General features: G+C 61.5%; 19 protein-coding genes, 1 other RNA gene and 1 pseudogene. 13 read left to right on the forward strand and 8 right to left on the reverse strand.

Annotated features, from left to right (window positions below; all coding sequences use genetic code 11):
- Window positions 1-170: 170 nt before the first annotated feature.
- The 3 genes from M9890_00350 to M9890_00360 all read left to right on the forward strand — a co-directional run bounded on the left by M9890_00350 (window position 171) and on the right by M9890_00360 (window position 2,724).
- Entirely contained in the window at window positions 171-785 is a 615-nt protein-coding gene (locus M9890_00350; GenBank protein MCO5175422.1) for a MarR family transcriptional regulator, read from the forward strand.
- A 223-nt stretch (window positions 786-1,008) separates the two neighbouring features.
- A complete protein-coding gene (locus M9890_00355) occupies window positions 1,009-1,944 on the forward strand; it encodes a sodium:proton antiporter (GenBank protein ID MCO5175423.1) in 936 nt (311 codons plus the stop codon).
- Between the two features lie 108 nt (window positions 1,945-2,052).
- The gene (locus M9890_00360; GenBank protein MCO5175424.1) at window positions 2,053-2,724 is read left to right on the forward strand and encodes a hypothetical protein; all 672 of its coding nucleotides are present in this window, start codon (window positions 2,053-2,055) and stop codon (window positions 2,722-2,724) included.
- 47 nt (window positions 2,725-2,771) lie between these two features.
- Here the strand turns inward: M9890_00360 and ssrA are convergent.
- Both ssrA and smpB read right to left on the reverse strand, forming a co-directional pair.
- Window positions 2,772-3,127: a transfer-messenger RNA gene (ssrA, locus tag M9890_00365) on the reverse strand.
- A 27-nt stretch (window positions 3,128-3,154) separates the two neighbouring features.
- Window positions 3,155-3,655 carry an SsrA-binding protein SmpB gene (gene smpB, locus M9890_00370; GenBank protein ID MCO5175425.1) on the reverse strand — a complete coding sequence of 167 codons (501 nt, stop codon included), beginning with the start codon at window positions 3,653-3,655 and terminating at the stop codon, window positions 3,155-3,157.
- 93 nt (window positions 3,656-3,748) lie between these two features.
- Between smpB and M9890_00375 the strand changes: the two genes are divergently transcribed.
- Genes M9890_00375 through aroA form a run of 3 tightly spaced genes read left to right on the forward strand, consistent with a single transcriptional unit; the run spans window position 3,749 to window position 6,334 of the window.
- Entirely contained in the window at window positions 3,749-4,549 is an 801-nt protein-coding gene (locus M9890_00375) for a methyltransferase domain-containing protein (GenBank protein MCO5175426.1), read from the forward strand.
- Between the two features lie 7 nt (window positions 4,550-4,556).
- Window positions 4,557-5,024 (forward strand): dTDP-4-dehydrorhamnose 3,5-epimerase family protein, encoded by a 468-nt coding sequence (locus M9890_00380; GenBank protein ID MCO5175427.1) that lies wholly within the window; start codon window positions 4,557-4,559, stop codon window positions 5,022-5,024.
- A 17-nt stretch (window positions 5,025-5,041) separates the two neighbouring features.
- On the forward strand, window positions 5,042-6,334 hold the full coding sequence (gene aroA / locus M9890_00385) for a 3-phosphoshikimate 1-carboxyvinyltransferase (protein ID MCO5175428.1): 1,293 nt from the start codon (window positions 5,042-5,044) through the stop codon (window positions 6,332-6,334).
- A 4-nt stretch (window positions 6,335-6,338) separates the two neighbouring features.
- Here aroA and aroC read toward each other — a convergent pair whose 3' ends face one another.
- The 6 genes from aroC to rfbB all read right to left on the reverse strand — a co-directional run bounded on the left by aroC (window position 6,339) and on the right by rfbB (window position 12,082).
- Window positions 6,339-7,421: a chorismate synthase gene (aroC, locus tag M9890_00390; protein ID MCO5175429.1), complete on the reverse strand. Its 1,083-nt coding sequence runs from the start codon at window positions 7,419-7,421 to the stop codon at window positions 6,339-6,341.
- Window positions 7,422-7,436: 15 nt separating this feature from the next.
- Window positions 7,437-8,333 (reverse strand): GNAT family N-acetyltransferase, encoded by an 897-nt coding sequence (locus M9890_00395; GenBank protein MCO5175430.1) that lies wholly within the window; start codon window positions 8,331-8,333, stop codon window positions 7,437-7,439.
- Window positions 8,334-9,932: a peptide ABC transporter substrate-binding protein gene (locus tag M9890_00400; GenBank protein MCO5175431.1), complete on the reverse strand. Its 1,599-nt coding sequence runs from the start codon at window positions 9,930-9,932 to the stop codon at window positions 8,334-8,336.
- A 72-nt stretch (window positions 9,933-10,004) separates the two neighbouring features.
- The gene (locus M9890_00405; GenBank protein ID MCO5175432.1) at window positions 10,005-10,340 is read right to left on the reverse strand and encodes a hypothetical protein; all 336 of its coding nucleotides are present in this window, start codon (window positions 10,338-10,340) and stop codon (window positions 10,005-10,007) included.
- Window positions 10,341-10,354: 14 nt separating this feature from the next.
- Window positions 10,355-11,053 (reverse strand): serine/threonine-protein phosphatase, encoded by a 699-nt coding sequence (locus M9890_00410; GenBank protein ID MCO5175433.1) that lies wholly within the window; start codon window positions 11,051-11,053, stop codon window positions 10,355-10,357.
- Between the two features lie 3 nt (window positions 11,054-11,056).
- A complete protein-coding gene (rfbB, locus tag M9890_00415; GenBank protein ID MCO5175434.1) occupies window positions 11,057-12,082 on the reverse strand; it encodes a dTDP-glucose 4,6-dehydratase in 1,026 nt (341 codons plus the stop codon).
- Window positions 12,083-12,167: 85 nt separating this feature from the next.
- Between rfbB and M9890_00420 the strand changes: the two genes are divergently transcribed.
- The 7 genes and pseudogenes from M9890_00420 to M9890_00450 all read left to right on the forward strand — a co-directional run bounded on the left by M9890_00420 (window position 12,168) and on the right by M9890_00450 (window position 20,296).
- The gene (locus tag M9890_00420) at window positions 12,168-12,899 is read left to right on the forward strand and encodes an HAD family hydrolase (protein MCO5175435.1); all 732 of its coding nucleotides are present in this window, start codon (window positions 12,168-12,170) and stop codon (window positions 12,897-12,899) included.
- Complete coding sequence (gene trmD / locus M9890_00425; protein MCO5175436.1) at window positions 12,896-13,591, forward strand: tRNA (guanosine(37)-N1)-methyltransferase TrmD; 696 nt, start codon at window positions 12,896-12,898, stop codon at window positions 13,589-13,591. Before M9890_00420 ends, trmD begins: the two co-directional genes overlap by 4 nt.
- Before the next feature lie 72 nt (window positions 13,592-13,663).
- A complete protein-coding gene (locus M9890_00430) occupies window positions 13,664-14,575 on the forward strand; it encodes a dihydrodipicolinate synthase family protein (protein MCO5175437.1) in 912 nt (303 codons plus the stop codon).
- 103 nt (window positions 14,576-14,678) lie between these two features.
- Complete coding sequence (locus tag M9890_00435) at window positions 14,679-15,410, forward strand: ABC transporter ATP-binding protein (protein ID MCO5175438.1); 732 nt, start codon at window positions 14,679-14,681, stop codon at window positions 15,408-15,410.
- Window position 15,411: 1 nt separating this feature from the next.
- Window positions 15,412-17,754 carry an ABC transporter permease gene (locus M9890_00440; protein ID MCO5175439.1) on the forward strand — a complete coding sequence of 781 codons (2,343 nt, stop codon included), beginning with the start codon at window positions 15,412-15,414 and terminating at the stop codon, window positions 17,752-17,754.
- Window positions 17,747-18,730, forward strand: coding sequence for an efflux RND transporter periplasmic adaptor subunit (locus M9890_00445; protein ID MCO5175440.1), 984 nt, complete (start codon window positions 17,747-17,749; stop codon window positions 18,728-18,730). The genes M9890_00440 and M9890_00445 overlap by 8 nt, the downstream gene beginning before the upstream one ends.
- A 662-nt stretch (window positions 18,731-19,392) precedes the next feature.
- Window positions 19,393-20,296: pseudogene (locus M9890_00450) on the forward strand (AAA family ATPase).

Raw genomic sequence — 20,296 nt, forward strand, 5'->3', positions numbered from 1 at the left:
TCGAGAGCCTATCACACGGCATTTATCGAGCATCACTCCGTGCAGCAGACTCCGGAAATGCAACATCCGAAATTGCCCTTGACAATCTACGGGTACCCGTTGTATCATATGTGGCGGGTACCCGTATGAAGGGTGCCCGATGGAAATTCGATAACACGAAGGAGACACTCTTGAACGACGAACTAGCAGAAAAATTCATGCACACGATGTGGTTGGCCAGGTTCCAGCGCATGCAGTTCCATGCGGAGCACGGACATCTCGCTGACACCACGCGCGGCCAGGGGCGGATACTCGCCGTCCTGAAGCTGCAAGACGGCATGAAGACGAAGGACCTGGCGCACATTCTCGGACTGCACATCGCGTCCCTGAACGAGCTCATCTCCAAGCTGATCAAGGGTGGCTATGTCACTCGCGAGCAGTCGCCAGAAGATGGCCGGGTCATGATTATCAAGCTCACCGACAAGGGCCGCAACGAGGAGCAGGCGGAACAACCCGGCCTTGCCGACATCTTCGACGCCCTCACAGCCGAGGAGCAGGAGACGCTGGGCGGCTATCTGGACCGCGTGAACAGCGCGCTACAGGAACGACTTGGCCTCGACGACGAGGACATCGAAAAATTCTCTGCCGAGGCGGGCGGCCGCAGAAAGCGACCGGGTGGTCGGCGCCGGGGAGCGGGACGTGGGCCAGGCCCGCGCGACTTCCGCGGCGGACGCGATCCGCGAGGCGGAGGCTTCGGCCGCTTCAATCGCGGGCGTCGCAAGGCCGAAGGCCACTGCGAGCACTAGGATGATCCGGTAGCCATCGACGCGCACGCGTCGATGGCTGCGACACACCTACCCCTCTTGACGATCCCGGCGCAAACACCACACAGGATCGGCGCTCGGGCTCGAGTTTTTTGCCATTACTTCGGTTGCCCTTAAAATTTTCAGGTTGCACTTCTATCCCCGTTTCGGGCGCTTTCGTAGCGTATAACCGATCGTTGTTCAGCCCAGCTCGTTGGGAGCATGTATGGATCTACTCCCAGTTGTTGTCATCGGGGTCATCGCGATTGTCCTGATCACGACCATATCCCCGAAGTTCGGCATTGCCGCGCCACTCATTCTGGTCGTCCTCGGTGCGGCGGTCGGGCTACTTCCGTTCATCCCCGCTATTCATATTGAGCCAGAATGGATTCTTGGCGGCGTCCTTCCGCCATTGCTGTATTCGGCGGCAGTGAACACACCAACAATGGGGTTCCGTCGCGACCTCTGGACGATCTCGGTGTTCGCCGTCCTGCTGGTCATTGCATCGGCAGTGTCTGTCGGGTTCCTGTTGACCTGGCTCGTGCCGGACCTGCCGTTGTCGATCGGTATCGCAGTCGGTGCAGTGGTGTCGCCGACCGACGCCGTCGCCACTGGGATCGTGCGCCGATCGGGCGTATCAACCCGAATCATCAATGTCCTCGACGGCGAAGCACTGTTTAACGATGCGACCGCGCTCGTGCTCCTGCGCTCTGCAATCGCCGCCGTCGCGGCCTCAGTCTCGCTCTGGAATGTCGCCACCGACTTCCTCTACTCGCTGGCGATCGCAATCCTCATCGGCGTTGTCGTCGGTCGCCTCAACGTCTCACTGCGCTCGCGGATCCCGGACACTGCATCCAACGTTGCCTTCTCGCTAACTGTTCCCTTTCTGGCTGCCATACCGGCCGAGCATATCGGTGCGTCTGGTCTGGTCGCGGCGGTCGTCGCCGGATTGATCACTGGCCAACGTAGACCGAAGCGGCTGTCGTCTGAAGTACGTATCGCCGAATCAGCTGTCTGGGAAACAATTAGTCACATTCTGGAGAGTGGCATTTTCCTGGTCATGGGCCTGCAGCTCTATACGCTGATCGTCGACATGCGTGCGACGTCTGACCAGCAGCTAACCGCGATTGAGATCGTGGCGCGGCGGTCATCCTGTTGCTGATTGTCATCAGAACTGTGTTTGTGTTCGGGGCCGTCGCTGGCACTTCGCAGCGCCAGCCTCCCGGATCGGCGTCAGCGCATCATCGAGTTCAGCGAACAGATCACCAACATGAACGCCGAGAACGCTGTGACGCGACGAGGCAAGCCGCTCGATCGTCGGCGCTGGGATCAGTTTGAGGACATCATGACGCGCCGCATCGCTGACATCGACTATCTGGCCAGCGAGCAGTTTGGCACGAAGCACGGCGTTGTGCTGGTCGCCGCCGGAATGCGCGGCGCAATCACGTTGGCCGCAGCGCAGTTGCTCCCTGTCGATACGCCACATCGGTCGCTCCTGATATTGGTCGCATTCTTCGTCGCCGCCGGCACACTGATCCTGCAAGGCGGCACGCTTCCAACGCTGGTTCGCGCGCTGAAGCTGCCGACGCAAAACTCGGCAGCAAACGAAAGTCTCATGCAACAACTCGGAATCGACCTCAATCAGGCAGTCCTGAACACGCTCGACGCCGGCGAATTGACCAAGCGGGATGGCACACCGTTCTCCGAGTCATCAATCACACAGGCCCGCTCGATCCTGCACACGATGCTGAATCCGCCACCAGAACTCGAGCAACAGGCGTCACAGGGTGAAATCTCGGAGTTGCGACTGGAAGTCATCGAAGCCGGGCGGGCCGAGCTCCTTCGCATTCGCGATCGTGGCACCTACCCGAGCGACGTGCTGAGTGCAAAGCTGGCTCAGCTGGATGCCGACCAGATCAGCATCGAGGCGCGGCTACACTGAGCAGCGCGCAAAAGAAAAACGCCGACCGCAATTGCGGTCGGCGCTCGCAGTGGAGATGGGGGGAATCGAACCCCCGTCCAAAGCTTTCAGCCGAAGATATCCTACAGGCATAGTCGGTGCTTTGTTCACCCTGGTGAGCCACCGCCGACAGCGTTTCACCGGGCTTGTCAGATTGTCTTTCGCGGCCCTATCTGACTATCAGAACCGCGGCAGCCCAGCGTAGTGTCGCTCGGATCCGGACCAGCCGGGCTGTGGTCCGGGCGAACGTCGCTCCCTAGTTAACTAGGCAGCGAAAGCAAGCTCACGCTCGCCGTTTAGTGTTTTTGCCCGTTTTTAACGAGGCCTCGGGCGTCCTCGACCTGCAATCTTCGCACCTACGACCCTGTCGAAACCGGACATCCCCGTAGTGTGCGACCCACAGTATACACCTTTAGTCGCGTCGACGCAAGGCCTGCTCGATCTGACGGCGCGCATCGCGTTCCGCCAGCGACTGGCGCTTGTCGTAGTCGCGCTTGCCACGCGCAAGGCCAAGATCCAGCTTGGCGCGACCACGGCGCAGCACGAGGCGCAGCGGTACCAGCGTATAGCCGGCAGCTTCTGTTTGCTTCTGCAGGTAGTCAATCTGCTTACGATGCAGCAGGAGCTTCTTCGGCCTGAGCGGATCGTGCTGAAAATACTCACCCGAGTGCTGGTAGGGCGAGATGTGCATACCATGCAGCCACACCTCGCCACCCTGCACGCGCGCGTAGGCATCGCGCAAATTGACCCGTCCGTCCCGGATCGACTTGATTTCGGTTCCGGTTAGGTGGAGTCCAGCTTCCATGTCCTCTTCGATGAAGAAGTCGTGGAACGCCTTGCGGTTGACCGTCACGACCTTCTCACCACCGGATGGGGCTTGAGGCTTTGGTTTTGCTTTCGTTTTGGCACACATGTGTGAATCGCTCCAGTACTGCACTATGTCGCGCACGCAGTCGGATCGGTCTCATCGCGCGCCACCTGCCGTCCGCAGCGTACAATCGTTCGCATGTCCGAGATGGTCGATGCGTACCTGCGGTTCGCGGAATTCTACGATCTTGAATACGATCAGCACCGGGACGACCTTGAACTCTACCGCCATTTCGCGGTAGAGGCGAATGGACCGGTGCTGGAGCTCGGCTGCGGAAGCGGCCGAGTCTTGCGTGCGCTCGAAAATCTGGGCCTGCCACTTACTGGCGTCGACTCATCGCAGGCAATGCTGCGTCTCGCCGAGGAACGCTTGCAGCCCGACACAGTACTCGTCCACGCTCGCATCGAGGACCTGCAGCCCGAATGCGTGCCAGACGCGCCATACTGGATGGCGTTCTCCGCAATCAATACGTTCCTGCATCTGCCGGACGCCGATGCGCAACTTGCGGCTCTCGAAGCCATTCGCTCGGTCGTGATCGACGGAGGTCTGCTGCTGCTCGACCTGATGTCCCCCGACCCGCTCTACCTGGCAGGAATAGACGGGCGCGTCGATCTTGAATACAGCGGCGCTATGTCGGATGGTCGACGACTGGACAAATGGGTGACGCGCACCCACGATCTGGAGCGCCAGACGATTCACACGACCGTGCTGTTTGACACAACTGACCCGCTGACAGGCACTGTCTCCAGAGTAACGGACGCGTACGACACGCGCTATATCCATCGTTGGGAACTTGAGCATCTTCTCGCCCGGGCGGGTTGGCAGCTCATCGCCGTTTACGGTTCGTATGACCTGGAGCCATATCGCTCCGATTCCGAGCGCATGATCGCGCTTGCGACCTGGAACAATGGACCGCTTTCGCCGGCCAGAAAGGACTGACTGACCGATGGCTCAACAGATAATTGAGGGCGTCGAGATCAAGCGCCTCGTCACGCACGCTGACGAGCGCGGTGCATTGACCGAGCTGATCCGGCGTGACGACCCGTTCTTTGAAGGCTTCGGCCAGTGCTATGTCTCGGTGTCTTATCCGGGCGTCATTCGCGGCTGGCATTACCACAAGAAGCAGACCGACTATTTCACCTGCGTCAGCGGCATGATCAAAGTTCCGCTCTATGACCTTCGGGAAGATTCGCCGACCTACGGCGTCGTCAACGAGTTCTTCATGGGCGACGACAATCGCATCGTCGTAAAGATCCCGATTGGTGTGCTGCACGGCTTCAAAAACGTGGGAGTCACACCCTGCTATCTGATCAACTTTCCGACGCAACCGTACGATCCTGCTGATCCGGACGAGTATCGCATTCCGTACGATTCTCCGGACATTCCGTATTCGTGGGATTTGACGTTCACTTAGAGCCGAAGGCGGGAAGCATGCTGACCGATCCCCTGCCGATTCCGACTGCCGACCGTGTGTCAGGGTCGGTTTCCATTCCCGGTTCAAAGAGCTACACCAACCGGGCGCTGCCCATCGCTGCGCTGGCCGAAGGTGTGTCCGTTCTGCGCGGCGCGTTGGACTCTGACGACACGCGCTACATGGTCGCCGCGCTGAATAGTCTCGGAGTCAGGATTGATGCAGATTGGTCGTCCGGCGTGCTCACCGTCCACGGGGCAAATGGCGAGATTCCGGCGACGAATGCTGAACTGTTCCTGGGCAACTCGGGAACATCGATGCGCTTCCTGACGGCGTTCGCGGCCCTGGCGCACGGCCAGATCCGGCTGGATGGCACAGAGAGGATGCGCCAGCGTCCGCTCGCTCCCCTGATCGACGGGCTGGTATCGATCAACGTGAATGTCCGGTCTACGTCCGGGGACGGCTGCCCACCTGTGGAGCTCGCTGCGACCGGGCTTCCCGGTGGGACGATCCGCATGCGCGGCGACCTGTCGAGCCAGTACTTCAGCGCGCTCGCGATGGTGCTGCCGTACGCACGTGAGCCACTAGAAGTCGTCGTCGAGGGCGATCTGGTCTCGAAGCCGTACATCGACATGACCGCGTCGACGATGGCGGCCTTCGGCGTCGAATTGCACAATGATGACTACCAGCGCCTTTGGGTCGAGCCAGAGCAGCGCTACACGGGACGCGACTATGACATCGAGCCTGACGCTTCAGCGGCAAGCTACTTCTTTGCGCTAGCTGCCGTCACTGGCGGCTCGATCACAGTCGAGCATCTGCCGCCGACCTCAGCGCAGGGTGACCTCCACTTTGTGGACGTGCTCGAAGCGATGGGCTGCTGCGTTGAGCGAGGTGCTGACGCAGTTACGGTTCACGGTCCAGAGCAGCTGCGCGGCGTCGATGCCGATATGGGCGACATCTCGGATACGGTGCAGTCCCTCGCGGCAATCGCACCGTTCGCCAACGGGCCGACGACCATTCGGAATATCGGCCATATCCGCTTGAAAGAGACCGACCGCATTTCCGCCATCGTCACCGAGCTGCGTCGAGTCGGTGTGCCGGTCGATGAACGTGAGGACGGGCTGACGATCCATCCGGCGCAGCCGCAGCCAGCGACCATCCAGACCTACGACGACCACCGCATGGCGATGAGCTTTGCGATCCTCGGCACCCAGATCGCCGGCACGATGATCGCCGATCCCGGCTGTGTCGCCAAGACCGTACCTGCCTACTGGGATCTGCTCTTCCCGCTGCTGGGCGCCGCGGTCCGCTGAGGCGCTACGGCATCTCCCACGCCGCACGGCTCATCCGATTGAGCAGCAGCAGATCGGTCAGGACAAGGATCATCATCGCTTCCACGACCGGCACGGCACGCGGCACGACACACGGATCGTGGCGGCCCTCGACGAGGATCTTACGCGCGTTCCCGTGCTCGTCGACCGTGTCCTGATCCTGGCTGATGGACGACGTCGGCTTGATCGCTACGCGGACGACGATCTGCTCGCCCGACGAAATCCCGCCCAGCGTGCCGCCGTGGTTGTTCGTACGGGTGCGCACGCCGCCGTTCTCGTCCAGCACAAACGCGTCGTTATGTTGAGATCCGCGCATGCCGACAGCCGCGAACCCGGAGCCAATCTCAACGCCCTTGGTTGCCGGAATGCTGAGCATCGCCTGCCCCAGCAACGCATCGAGCTTGTAGGCAGTCGGCTCGCCGAGACCCGGCGGCACATTGTCAGCTCGCACCTCAACGATGCCGCCGAGACTATCGGACTCCAGCTTGATCCGGTCGATTGCGGCGACCATCGCTTCTGCTGCGTCAGGATCAGCCGCGCGCACCATGTTCTGATCGATCTCGTCGCGATTGAACGTCCTGGCAACGACGTCACCAATCCGCAGCGTGTGCGCATAAACGTCGATGCCTGATTGCTTCAGCAAAACACGACCAATGGCCGCCGAAGCCACCCGACCCCACGTCTCACGGGCGCTCGACCGTCCGCCACCGCGATGGTCGCGGATGCCGTACTTCATCGAGTAGGTGAAGTCGGCGTGGCCTGGCCGGTACATGTCGCGAATGATGTCGTACTTGGTCGAGTCCGAATCCTTGTTGTAGGTAATCAGCGAGATGGGCGTGCCGGTCGTTCGACCCTCGAAAACGCCTGAAAGTATCTGGACTTTGTCGCGCTCGTTGCGCGGCGAGGTGACGCGAGACTGCCCGACACGTCGACGATCGAGGTCATGTTGAATCAACTCCTCGCTGACTTCCAGACCGGCTGGGCAGCCATCAATGACTGCACCGAGCGCGGGTCCGTGCGACTCGCCCCAGGTTGTGACGCGGAATGCCGATCCGTAGGTGCTACCCATGTCGCCCCACTCTCCCTACCCCACAATATCCCTGAACGTCAGTTCAGGATCGAGCAGTCGACCGAAGACACGATAATCGTGCGACGACGACCGGTGAAATCCATACGATTCGTACAGCGCTCGGCTGCGGACGTTACGCGATTGTGTGCTCAGTCCGACGCGACTAGCGCCCGCTGATGCGAGCGACGATACGGCGAAATCGAGCGCGACACGCCCCAGCCCGCGACCCTGAATCTCAGGATTGACCGCGATGCGGTCGAGGTGTCCCCAGTTGCGGAAGCGCGTTGTTCCAACATAGGCGACCGCTCGCCGCGATTCATCGTATCCAACCTGTATCTCGACGCCGGGCGCAGATGCGTATTCACGAAACTCGTCCTCACTGTTCCACCAAAGCCACGGGAACGCGGCATTATCCAGGCGAATGAGCTCTTCGAGCATGACGAGATTCTCGATCTGTAGCGGAACGAACCTGAGATCGCCACTCCGTGGCGCTCGCGCCCGAACGCGCGACATCTCGTAAATGATGATGTCCTCGATCGGCTCGAACCGCGCTCCGACATAGAATGCCGTCCGGCGACGTTCGACCTGTTCCGAGGCAACAGCCAGGGCAATGCCGTGCTGCTGCGCTACGGTGCAGAACGCATCAATCAGGTCAATTGCGCCAGATGTCGCGGCGATCTCAGCGACGGACGCGACATCGCGGCGATTGCGCCAGCGCCCACCGACGAGGAACTCGCCGGTACGCTGGTTCCAGACCGAGAGGCTTGGCTGCGCCCTGGCGAGCTCGGTGAGTTCTGCTGTTGTGAATCGGGAATGCCAGGACACACGGAGCTGCGGCACCGCGTCCGGGGTCAGAACTGCGATCTCGCTGCCCGGTAACAGGGGCACACCCTCAAGTTGATGACTCGTCACTCAGCGCTCGCCGATCCAGACAGATTCCAGGCTCATAATCCCTACTGGCGTGATCGTCAGGCCACGCACATACGGTTTGACCAGTGTATACGCGATGTCGTGGTACAGCGGGATCAGCACATAGTCATCGAGGATGAGTTGCTGTGCATCCAGATAGCGTCTGGCACGCCGCACGGGATCCTGTTCCACTGCAGCGTTATCGAGCAGGGCGTCCACCTCGGGATTCGAGTAGTCGGCGTAGTTATCCGGGCTACCCGTGTGGAACATCGAGTCGAGGAAGTTCGCCGGATCGGGGTAATCTGCGATCCAGGACAGCGCGAAGGCTGACAGTTGACGGGTCGTGAGCGCGCTTGAGAACTCACTCCACTCCAGCGAAATGGCGTCGCTGTCCAGTCCGAGGTCGCGCTCCAGCACCTGGGCCAGCGTGACCGCCACGCCGCCACCATAGAAGGCTGGCGCGATCTGGAACGGCTGGGCGGAAGCGAGCGCAGCCTGAGCGGCACCAAGGTCGTAGGCCGGCGGAGTTGATGCCCAGTCGCGATCGAGAATCCCCGGCGGCACAATACCCTCCGCCTGTCGCACGCGATCTTCGAGGCTCACCCGCGTCACTTTGGATCGATCGAGCGCCTGAACGACTGCCTGCCGCACAGCAGGATCATCGAACGGTTCGACATTCTCGTTGAGCAGGATGAACGTGGTCGAAAGCTGCGGCGTTGTCTCGAGTTCGGCATACAGCGGATCGGCCGGCGACGACACACGATCAATCGCGTAGAACGGCACTTCCGTGGTGTCGATGACGCCCGTCTCGTAGAGATTGAGCGGTTGAGCTGCGGCGCTGCCATACAGGATATTCACCTGCTGCAGTCGCGGCGCACCGGCATAGAAGCCGTCGAACGGTATCAGCCTGATGAGTTGCGACGACACATCGTCGATCTGGAATGGACCGCTGCCGTTTGCCTCAGTCCACCAGTCGGACCCAGTCGTCTCCCGCACATCAACGATCGCAGCCGGGCTGCCGGTCAGTTTATAGAGAAAGTTGGCAGCGGGTCGCTTCAGCGTCATCCGGACTGTTTGGGTGCCACTCGTCTGGATGCCGGTGATCGTTCCGGCTTGTCCAGCCAGGTATTCGTCGATGCCTTCGATATCGCCGAAGTAGATCGCGGCCGGCAGCTCACTGCCGTCGCCTCCAGCCAGCTCAGGGTCTGCCGCGCGCTCGAACGACGCTTTCACGCGCTCCGCGTCGATCGCAGTACCATCCTGGAACGTGAGGTTCTCGCGCAGTGTGAATGTGTAGTTCAGCCCGTCATCGCTCGCATCGACCGTCTCCGCGAGATCCGGCTGAGCGATCAGGCTGTCGTCGAGCCGCATCAGTCCGCGAAAGATCTGCCGAGCGAGAAAGGACGAGTCAGCGTCTCGCAGCAGCGCCGGGTCAAGCGTGATCGGCAACGCACCACCACCAGCGAGCGTCAGCACTTGATCGCCGCCAGCGCCGATCTCCAGATCAAAGGACGCCTGTCTCGATCCACAGCCCGTCAGAACCAGCACGAGTATCAGAACGACTGCCACACGGGAATGATGTCGGTGCGTTCGGTCGTTCATCTGCCTCGATATCCGCGTCAAGACGGGCGTCATCGTGAATCGATCAAGTGTACTCGGCGAGTCGCAGGACGTTCATCGAGCAAGTTTGTCAAGGACGTTCGATACGACAGCATCTATCGAGAGATCGTCGGTATTGACGACGACGTGCGCGCTCGCGCGCGCGTTCGCCAACCGGGCCGTCTGCAGCTCATAGATCCAGTCGGGCCAATCCGGGTTGCGGCGTCGCTTCCGAACAGTCGCGAGCGACGCGTCAAGAAGGACGAGCGCGTCCGGCTGCCTGGCGTTCCAGAGGGCCGATACGATCGAATGCTCCTGAGCAACCGGCCAGGCGTCGTAGCCGTGGTCCCGCAGGGCAGCGGCGATCGTGCTCTTTCCCGATGCACAGCGACCAACCACCGCAACCCTCATCTGCTTTCTCCGCCTTAGCTCGGAATCGGCCAGGTGACACGCATCGTTCGAATGGGTTGATGCTGCTCAATCGGATCAATCGACATCGCGACAACTGCCATGTCATCTCCCGGACGTCCCTGATCGGCCGTGATGGCCGCAGCGAGAAGCGTCTCTGCGATGTCCTTGGCACTTCCCTCCGTCACCAGCCCGCTCAACGGATCGAACTGTGACCCATACCGCCGCCCGGCGTGTGAGACGCCGTCCGTAAACACGACGACCTTCATCCCGGACACAATCTCATGTTCGAACACCGTCGGTTTGGTATGGCGATAGAGACCGATGGGCGTCGTAACACCATCGTGCAGTGTCACCTCACCGCCGATGACAACGATGTGCGGGACGTGGCTGTTCCGGGTGATGAGCACGCTGCGGCTCGCCAGATCGAGCGATAGCAGGTCCAGCGTCGCAGACACCTTGCCGTGCCGATAAGCCAGCAGGACATCGTGGACACCGCGCGCGACCGCGCCATCACGCACGCCTTCCTTGAGCAACGCGACGGCTTTGCTCGACACCATCATGCTGAGCGACTTGGCCGCGGAACCAGTGCCCTGACCGTCAACCATGACGACCGACAGACCGCCGGTGGGGCGTTCAACGGTCTCAACGGTGTCCCCGCTATCGCGCGAGGCGTACTTATGCGTCTTCGCTACTGCGACATCAACTGAGAGCACAACCTAACCAATCCTCTGGCGATGGGCGTAATTCGTCCGGTAATAGTCCTCGTAGTCTCCGGAGCGCAGTGGTTCCCACCACGAACGATTGTCACGATACCAGCGAATCGTCTCACGCAGGCCAGTCTCAAAGTCGACGGACGGCGACCATCCCAGGGCACGGATCTTCGCAGAATCAAGCGAATAGCGTCGGTCGTGGCCCTGTCGATCTGTTACATGATGGAGCAGATCGCGTGGCGCATCGAGCTCGCTCAGGATCGTTTCAGCGACCGTGATGTTTTCGCGTTCGTTGCCGCCGCCGATGTTGTACGCCTCGCCCGGCTCGCCGTGTCGCAGCAGGAACTCGATGCCGCCAGCGTGGTCGCGCGCGTGAATCCAGTCGCGAATCTGGCGACCATCGCCATAGACAGGGATCGGCTCACCCAGCAGGATGTTGGTTGTCGCGAGCGAGATGAACTTCTCCGGATACTGATACGGGCCGTAGGTGTTGGAGCCGCGCGAGATGACTGCCGGCACGCCGTAAGTCGCGGCAAACGCCTTGACCATCATTTCGCCGCCCGCCTTGCTGGCCGAGTACGGATTACGCGGATTCAGCGCGTCACTTTCGCTGAAGGAGCCATCGTCACGTACACCATAGACTTCGTCGGTGCTGACGTGAACCATTCGGCGCAGCGAATGGCGTCGAGCCGCCTCCAGCAGCACCCAGACGCCATGCACGTCTGTCTGGATGAAGCCACCCGGATCGAGCAACGAACGATCGACGTGCGTTTCGGCGGCGAAGTTCACCAGCGCATCAAAGCCGTCCAGCGCCGCATCAACCGCGTCCGCATCGCAGATGTCGCCCTCGACAAACGAAAAGCCGGGAGCATCACGCAGGTCAGCGATGTTTGCCGGGTTACCCGCGTACGTCAGCTTGTCGAATACACGCACGCGCTCGTACCCTCGTTCGACCAGCAAACGCGCAAATGTGCTTCCGATGAATCCGGCCCCGCCAGTGACAACGACACTGCGGACTTTCGTCTCTGCCACGCCTGAACTACACCTCCACGGCTGTCGATCCGGTACGATGGTCTGGCCGAAATCGGCACCTGATGAACAGGAGGTCGGCAGACCGTTGGCTATCGATACGGTGACATTCGATTTTCACAACACCATCGCGCAATGCGATGAGTGGTTTCAGTTGGAGATCCGGACGCTCGTGCAGGCGCTCTTGCGCCGGGTCGATGCAGCCGGCACGCGATTCGACGACGCCACGCTCGCCGCAGCCGTCGAGCGATATCGCGCGCTCCGACTAGAGATTATCCAACATGGCATCGAACAGGACGCATATTCCTGCGCAGTTCAGATTCTCAATGAGCTGGACATCCAGATGGATGAGCCCGCGATAGAGAGCGGCATCCGCGAACTGATGCGCGCCGCACTTCCCGATTCGCAGCCGATCCCCGGCGTCGTCGACACCGTCAAGCAGCTTGCGAACGACGGTTTGAAGCTCGGGATCATCTCGAACGCCATCTATCACCCGTTCCTGGAGTGGTCGCTGGAGAAGTTTGAGATCGCCGATGCTTTCGACCTGGTTGTCACCTCGGCTAGCGCCGGATTCTATAAGTCGCGCACCGAGCTGTACGCATACACAATCGACGCGCTGGGAAGCTCTGCCGATCGAACGGTTCATATCGGAGACTCGTATCGCTTTGATGTCCTGGGTGCGCACGCCGCCGGTCTGAAGACCGTCTGGTTCGACACCGGCCATACTGAGGGCACTGGAGAAGTTGCTGACCTGCGGGTCACGACACTTGAGGGCCTTGCCGACAAGATGCTGGATCGGTTCGAGATCGCATCGCCATGAGATTTGACATCTTCACAATCTTTCCGGGGATGTTTCAGGGGCCGTTCAGTGAGTCGATCATCAAGCGAGCAGTCGACCGCGGTCTGCTAAGCATCGACCTGCACGATATCCGCGAGCATGGGGTCGGGCGGCATCGTTCGGTGGATGACACGCCATACGGCGGCGGCGCGGGTATGGTGATGGCCGCGCCACCCCTCTTCGACTCGATCGAATCCACGCTCGGTGATGACCTGTCGACAACGCCGATCATCCTGATGTCGCCTTCCGGCGAGCGGTTCAGCCAGACCATCGCCCACGACCTCGCGGGTCTGCCACGCATCGCGCTCGTCTGTGGTCGCTACGAAGGCGTCGATCAGCGGGTTCGCGATCATCTGGTGACGCGAGAGCTGTCCGTCGGAGACTACGTTCTAACCGGCGGGGAGCTCGCCGCAGCGGTGATCGTCGATGTCGTCGCCCGGCTCATCCCCGGAGTCATCGAAGCAGCATCGCTCGAAGAGGAGTCCTTTTCGGATGGACTGCTTGAGTATCCGCAATACACGCGTCCGGCATCGTATCGCGGGTGGGCCGTCCCGGACGTGCTGCTGAGCGGGCACCATGGCGAAATTGCCGCCTGGCGTCGTCAGCAATCGCTCGACATCACCCGTGCCAACCGTCCCGATCTACTCGCCGGCGAAAGCGAACAGGACGGCTGATGGCAACGTCCGTGCTACACTCTGGCCACTTTGTGGGGTAGCAACAATTCGCGCGCGAATTGGGGAGTGGTGATGTTCCGAGGGATTATCCCGCCGACAGTGACGTTCTTCAAAGAGGACGGGGCACTCGATACCGAGACAAATCGCAGCCACATAGATTTCCTCATCGAAGCAGGAGTTCACGGCCTGTTTGTCCTCGGGACCACCGGCGAGTTCATGCACATGAGCCCCAAAGAGCGCGAGCAGCATGCCGCTGAGGTCGTACAACACGTCAATGGACGTATCCCGGTCATCCTCGGCACAGGCACGCTATCCACCCGCGAAACAGTCAGGCTCAGCCGACACGCACAAGGGATCGGCGCAGACGCTGTCGCGATCGTGACGCCGTATTTCTGGACCCTGTCCGAGCGCGAAGTCATCGCGCATCTTTCTGCTGTCGCGAATGCAGTTGATATCCCGGTTGTGATCTACAACTTCCCCGCCTACAGCAACTACAACGTCTCATCTGAGACGCTTGCTGCGCTGGTTAAGGAGCACGGCAACATCGCCGGAGTGAAGGACACGATCGACAGCCTGGAGCACCTGCGGCGGCGCGTTGAGGTCGTCAAAGAGATCAAGCCGGACTTCAGCGTCCTCGCCGGCGGCGACGGCTATCTGTTGCCGTTGCTCGAGATGGGTGGCGACGGCTCGGTGCCGGCGACGGCGAACGTTGCCCCCGCGCGCCACGTCGCGATCTTCGACTCCTGGGAGCGTGGTGACTACGCCACGGCACTCGAAGCGCTTCCTGCGCTCGAAGAGCTGTTGGCGATCTATCGCGTGCCAGGTTCGTTCCACAGCGTCATCAAGGAAGCGATGGCGATGGCGGGCGTCGCACCCGCATCCGGCGCACGACTGCCGGCCCTGCCGCTGACGGCCGATAGTCGCGCGCGACTTCGCGAAGCGCTGGCAAGCGCAGGTCTGCTCGCCGCGTCCGACGACCGCTAGTCGGGCCGACTCAGCCAACGAGATAGCCACACGTCTATACTGCGAGCCGGAAACCTGTCGATGAACGACAGGATATCCGGCTCATATGACATGTGGGGCGGACATGGCATCGTCCTCAACAACCCACGACACGGACACGGCGCTTGTCCGCTTGCGTGGCATATCGAAGCGGTATCGCTCCGGTCGCCGCGAGTTCCTGGCACTGGACGACGTCTCGCTGGACATCGAGACTGGCGAGTGGGTCGCGATAGTCGGTCCTTCCGGATCTGGCAAGTCGACGCTCCTCAATATTCTTGCCGGGATCGACAGCGCTGATAGCGGGGTAGTCGAGATCGGCGGTCGCAGCCTTACCGGACTGAGCGAAGACCAGCTTGCAGCATGGCGCGGGCGATTCGTTGGCATCGTGTTTCAGTATTTCCAGCTTATGCCGACACTGACCGTCGTTGAGAATGTCATGCTCCCGATGGACCTGACCGGCGTAGATGCCAATCGACTCGACCGGGCGAAGACGCTGCTCGATCGCGTCGGCATTGGCGACCTTGCGACCAACCTGCCTTCCGAACTGTCCGGTGGTGAACAGCAACGAGCGGCCATTGCACGCGCGTTGGCGAATGAGCCCGACCTGCTTCTGGCGGACGAGCCAACCGGCAACCTCGACTCAGCAACCGGAGAACGGATCGTCGATCTGCTCGCCGAAGTCTGGCGGCAGGGTGCAACGATCGTGATGGTCACGCACGATCACGATGTCGCTAACCACGCGACGCGGATTGTCAGAATGCGTGACGGCCGTATCGTCGACGATGCACAGGTCATCACAGCAGGTCGGGAAGCGTGACGTGAAGACGCTGTTGGCGAAGGTGCGGCGCGACCTCATGCGGCGTCCACTGCGCAACGTCCTCACGATCCTCGGCGTCATTTTCGGTGTCGCCGGTGTCGTTGCCATTGCCGTCACGACGCGGTCAATGGTCGACGCACAACGCCTGACTTACGCGGGCAGCTTCCAGGCAGACCTCACGTCGTACACCGCCGACCTCAGCCCAACGACGAGATCACTGATCGAGCGACAGCCGAACGTGGCTATCGCCGACACACGCGCCATCACGTTCACGCGCTTCGATGCCGGTGAAGGCTGGGTCAACCTCCGGCTCGTCGGCATTAACGACTTCGACGCAATGCGTCTCGATATCGTCTCACTCACCGAGGGCCACTGGCCAACGAAAGACGAAGTTGTCTTCGACGAGAGCTCGCGTGAGTTGACAGCGTTAGAGATCGGGCAGGTCGTTGCTGTGCGCGAGACGCCGAATGATCCGATCCGCTATCTGACAGTCGTCGGATTCACCCGCTCCCCAGCACAGCTCGGGGCCGGCTTGCTCAATCGCGCGACTGCTTATACACAAGCACCGACGGTGCGTGGACTGACAGGGCGCACAGGAGACAACTTCCTGCTGGTGCGTGTCCGGGAGCCGGATCGCGCGTCGCAAACCGCGCAGGATCTCTCGCGTCTGCTGGCCAAGCGCGGATCGCGCGCCTTCGGATTCAATGTACGCGACCCGAATGAGTTCGTTGGTTCGCGTGAACTGGGAACGCTCTTGCTGCTCCTGCGCGTGTTCTCGTGGTTGGGCGCGGCGCTGGCGTCGGTCCTCGTCGCGAACACGATCGCTGCGGTCATGACCGAGGAGATCGGCCAGATCGGCATCATGAAGAGTCTGGGGGCACGTCGTTGGCAGGTCGGAGTGACCTACCTTACCTATGCTGTATCGATCGGGATCGTCGGTACAGCGGCCGGGTGGCTCGGCGGCACTGTCATTGGTCTGCAGATCACTGGATATCTGACGAACCTCACCGGGCTTCAGCAGCCGCAGTTCGCAGTGTCTTCGCGTGACGTGTTGCTGGCGCTCTTCGTCGGCCTGCTCGTAACTGTCAGTGCGACGATCTTGCCGGTCCTCATACACAGCCGAACGAAACCAGCCGAGCTGTTGCGAAGTCGGGGAGTGCGCAGCGAAGTCGGCCACCCACACATCGTGCGACTGACTGCGCCGATCAGCCGTTTCAGTCGACTCGCGGCAATCGGCGCGCGCAACGCACTGCGGCGTCCGGGCCGGGCCGCTGCGACGATCGGCGTCGTTGCCGTTGCCGTCGCTGCATTCATCGGCACCCAGGCGCTCAGCCGATCGGTCTCGGCGACCGTCGATGACCTGTACGCGCTCTATGGCGCGGACGGCTGGGTAAGCTTTCAACAGCCGGTCAACACTACGTTCGCGACCGAGCTGGAGCGCGATCCCTGGGTCGTGCAGGCCGAGGCCTGGACCAGCGCGACTGGTGCGATCGGTTCGACACGGACGGACATCTGGGGCATGCCGGCTGACAATCCGCTGTATTCCTATCGCCTCGTCGAGGGCAGCTGGGTTTCGGCATCCAACCCGCCATCAATCGCGCTGTCGAGTAACCTTGCGGCACGCATCGACGCTCGGGTCGGCGACACGCTCCTGCTGGACATCGGACAACGTCGCGTGACTGTGCACGTCACCGGTATCGTCGATGACGCAAGCACCTATCTGGGAAGCACGACAACCGGCAAGGTGTTCATGCAGACATCCGATCTGAATCGATTGATTGGCCTCGGACGCCGTGCCGACATGTTTGCGCTCAAACTCACATCCAGCGATCCCGCCGATGTCGATCTGGCGCTGGCGGCGATCGAGGAGCGCAACCGCAATCTCGGTCCTGTCACGTACGCGGCCTACTCGGATCAGCAGAGCGCCAGTCAGGCGATCGGCGTGCTGACGCTGATGTTGAACGCCATCGTTGTTGTCGTTGCAATTGTCGGCATCGCGGGAATTGCCAACGCGCTGCTCATCAGCATTGCGGAGCGTAGGCGCGAGTTCGGCGTCCTCCGTGCCGTTGGTGCAGGGGCGCGGCAGGTCGTCACGGTACTGGTCAGTGAAGGTGTCATGCTGGCAGCGCTGGGGCTCGTCGTCGGCATGGCCGTCGGCTATCCACTGGCACGAATTCTGGTCTCGATCACCAGCCGGGAGCTGTTTGCGCTGTCATTCCATATGTCTATCGCAACAATCGGCATGATCTTCGCCGTCGCGATCCTCGCCGTAGCTGCGGTGTCGGCTATCCCCGGCATCGTCGCCTCACGCATCCGACCAATTCAGGTCCTGCGCTATGAGTAAGTGGATAACCGCCGGGCTCATCGTCGCCGTTGTCCTCGCCGGTGGTGTCTGGTGGTGGACGCAGCGCGGCGAATCAGTCGAGACGGCAGTTACGACACGTGGCTCGCTGGACGTGACGATACAAACTGTCGGGTCGATCCAGGCAACCGGCGCGACAGCGGTTCGTCCCGCCGTCAGCGGCGTCATTGCCGAAGTCGGCGCGCATGCCGGAGACACAGTCGAGCAGGGCGATGTCCTGGCACTGCTCGATCGCGCGCCTTTCGACTCGGCGCTCACAAACGCCCAGGGCAGCCTGACGCAAGCTGAATATGCCTTGCAGCTTGCAGAGAGCCGCGTGGCCGCCAGCCCGGACGACACAAGCCTGAAGCTCGAAGCGCTCGGCGCGCAGCAGCGAGTGAGCGATGCTCAGCGCGCAGTCGACGCAGCCCAGCGCGCACTGGACAATTCTGTGATCCTCGCGCCGACAAGCGGGCAGGTCATCGAGATGCCTGTCGCGGTCGGCGACCCGATCAGTCAGCAGCAGTCGATCGCGCGGATCGCAGCGCCGTCCGATCTGCGGCTCGTCGCCGATGTCGACGAGCTCGATCTGCCGAATGTCGACATTGGCGCTGACGTGACGTTTCGCCTGGATGCCTTCCCCGATCGGCAGCTCACCGGCACGGTGCTATCAACAGCGCCGCAAGCGCGGGTACAGGGTGGCGCGACGATCTTCTCAACGACGATTTCCTACGACTCGCCGGACGATCTGGACATTCGCCCGGGAATGAACGCTGACGTGACGATCGTGACTGCACGGCGCGAGAATGTCCTGCTCATTCCCGAGCGCGCGCTGCAAACAGTGGGCGAACGCTCGTTCGTTACCGTTCGTGTTGATGGCAAGAACGAAAGCCGGGAAGTCATCCTCGGCTTCCGCAGCGGGGGCCAGGTCGAAGTCGTACAGGGCCTGAGCGACGGTGATACCGTCGTGCTGCGCTAACGCTTTTCACCGATTCCGAGACGATTCCGTGATTCGCGTATTGTCTTGTGAAGTGGCGCACGGATCAGCGCGAGGAGTAGCATAGATGATCAGACACGGGCTCACTGATGCCGGTGTTCCTCAGCGCAGCTTTGCGCCGTCGTTGTCTCGTCCAATCACGCAGCATCTTGTATGAGGTGTTCATGAAATCCCCCAATCCAAAGTTTGTCATTGCAGCCCTGGCGATCCTGCTCACGGTGATCATCGTTATTGCAGCAAGTTTGCAAACCACGTCGCCCAAGACCGTCGACGTCGTCACCTTCCTGCAGCAGGTCAAGGATGGCGAAGTCGCTGCGATCTACGAGCATCAGGACGGTCGCACCGCAACGATCGAGTATGTTGACGATCAGACCGCACCGGTCGAAGTCCGGATTCCGTCCGGAACGTCCGTCACCCAGCTGCTCGACCAGGCTAGCGTTCCGCTCTCCCAGTGGCCAACCGTTGACGTGCAGGGCGAGTCGGCCGCAGCACGCTATTCACCGATCCTGAAGTTCCTGCTGCTGGCTGCGGTTCTTGGTGGACTGATCGTCTTCCTGCGCCGGTCGCAGTCCGGGCTCGGACGGCGCGGATCGCGGCGAGGCGAGTTCGATCAGGTGCGTAGCGGCGAGCGCAACGTGCTTCTCAGCGATGTCGCCGGTTCGGAAGAGGTCAAGGAAGAGCTCGCCGACATCATTGACTTCCTGCGCGATCCAGATCGGTACCACAAGCTCGGCGCACGCATCCCGCGCGGTGCGCTGCTGATCGGACCGCCGGGCACCGGCAAGACGCTCCTTGCGCGTGCCGTGGCCGGCGAGGCGAAGGCATCGTTCTTCTCAGTCAGTGGTTCGGAGTTTGTCGAGCTCTACGTCGGTGTCGGCGCATCGCGTGTGCGCGATCTGTTCCGCAAGGCGCGCGAGGCTGCTCCGGCGATCATCTTCATCGATGAGATCGACTCGATCGGGCGCAAGCGTGGTCGCGCCGAGCATTCGACAGAGTACGACCAAACGCTGAACCAGATCCTCGTCGAAATGGACGGCTTCGACCAGCGCACGACGGTTATCGTCATTGCCGCGACCAACCGCGTCGACATCCTCGATCCGGCGCTCCTGCGGCCCGGTCGCTTCGACCGCCGCGTGCACGTCGATCTGCCTGATCGCGCGGCGCGGACAGCGATTCTTGAGGTCCACGCTCGCGGGAAACCGCTGCAGGCCGGTGCCGACCTCGGTGAGTTGGCAGCCAGAACAACCGGCATGTCTGGTGCCGACCTGGCGAACGTGATGAACGAGGCGGCGATTCTCAGTGCGCGTCGCGACGACACCGAAATCAGCATGACGACGCTGCTCGAATCGGTCGATCGCACACTGGCTGGTGCGGCGCGCAAGTCCTCGCGGTTCAGCGATCGCGAACGCAAGGTCATTGCTTACCACGAGGCCGGTCACGCGATCGTCGCCCACTACCTGCCGAACGCCGACCCGGTCCGTAAGGTATCGATTGTGTCGCGAGGCCGCGCCGGTGGATACACGATGATCATCCCCGAGCAGGATCGTG

The organism is Thermomicrobiales bacterium, from assembly GCA_023954495.1.
In the GTDB taxonomy this organism is placed as follows: domain Bacteria; phylum Chloroflexota; class Chloroflexia; order Thermomicrobiales; family CFX8; genus JAMLIA01.

Bases quoted from the DNA above. Each gene is read 5' to 3' on its own strand.
- M9890_00355 (MCO5175423.1), top strand. From the start codon at position 1,009: ATGGATCTACTCCCAGTTGTTGTCATCGGGGTCATCGCGATTGTCCTG.
- M9890_00360 (MCO5175424.1), top strand. From the start codon at position 2,053: ATGAACGCCGAGAACGCTGTGACGCGACGAGGCAAGCCGCTCGATCGT.
- smpB (MCO5175425.1), bottom strand. From the start codon at position 3,655: ATGTGTGCCAAAACGAAAGCAAAACCAAAGCCTCAAGCCCCATCCGGT.
- M9890_00375 (MCO5175426.1), top strand. From the start codon at position 3,749: ATGTCCGAGATGGTCGATGCGTACCTGCGGTTCGCGGAATTCTACGAT.
- M9890_00380 (MCO5175427.1), top strand. From the start codon at position 4,557: ATGGCTCAACAGATAATTGAGGGCGTCGAGATCAAGCGCCTCGTCACG.
- aroA (MCO5175428.1), top strand. From the start codon at position 5,042: ATGCTGACCGATCCCCTGCCGATTCCGACTGCCGACCGTGTGTCAGGG.
- aroC (MCO5175429.1), bottom strand. From the start codon at position 7,421: ATGGGTAGCACCTACGGATCGGCATTCCGCGTCACAACCTGGGGCGAG.
- M9890_00400 (MCO5175431.1), bottom strand. From the start codon at position 9,932: ATGAACGACCGAACGCACCGACATCATTCCCGTGTGGCAGTCGTTCTG.
- M9890_00405 (MCO5175432.1), bottom strand. From the start codon at position 10,340: ATGAGGGTTGCGGTGGTTGGTCGCTGTGCATCGGGAAAGAGCACGATC.
- trmD (MCO5175436.1), top strand. From the start codon at position 12,896: ATGAGATTTGACATCTTCACAATCTTTCCGGGGATGTTTCAGGGGCCG.
- M9890_00430 (MCO5175437.1), top strand. From the start codon at position 13,664: ATGTTCCGAGGGATTATCCCGCCGACAGTGACGTTCTTCAAAGAGGAC.
- M9890_00435 (MCO5175438.1), top strand. From the start codon at position 14,679: ATGGCATCGTCCTCAACAACCCACGACACGGACACGGCGCTTGTCCGC.
- M9890_00445 (MCO5175440.1), top strand. From the start codon at position 17,747: ATGAGTAAGTGGATAACCGCCGGGCTCATCGTCGCCGTTGTCCTCGCC.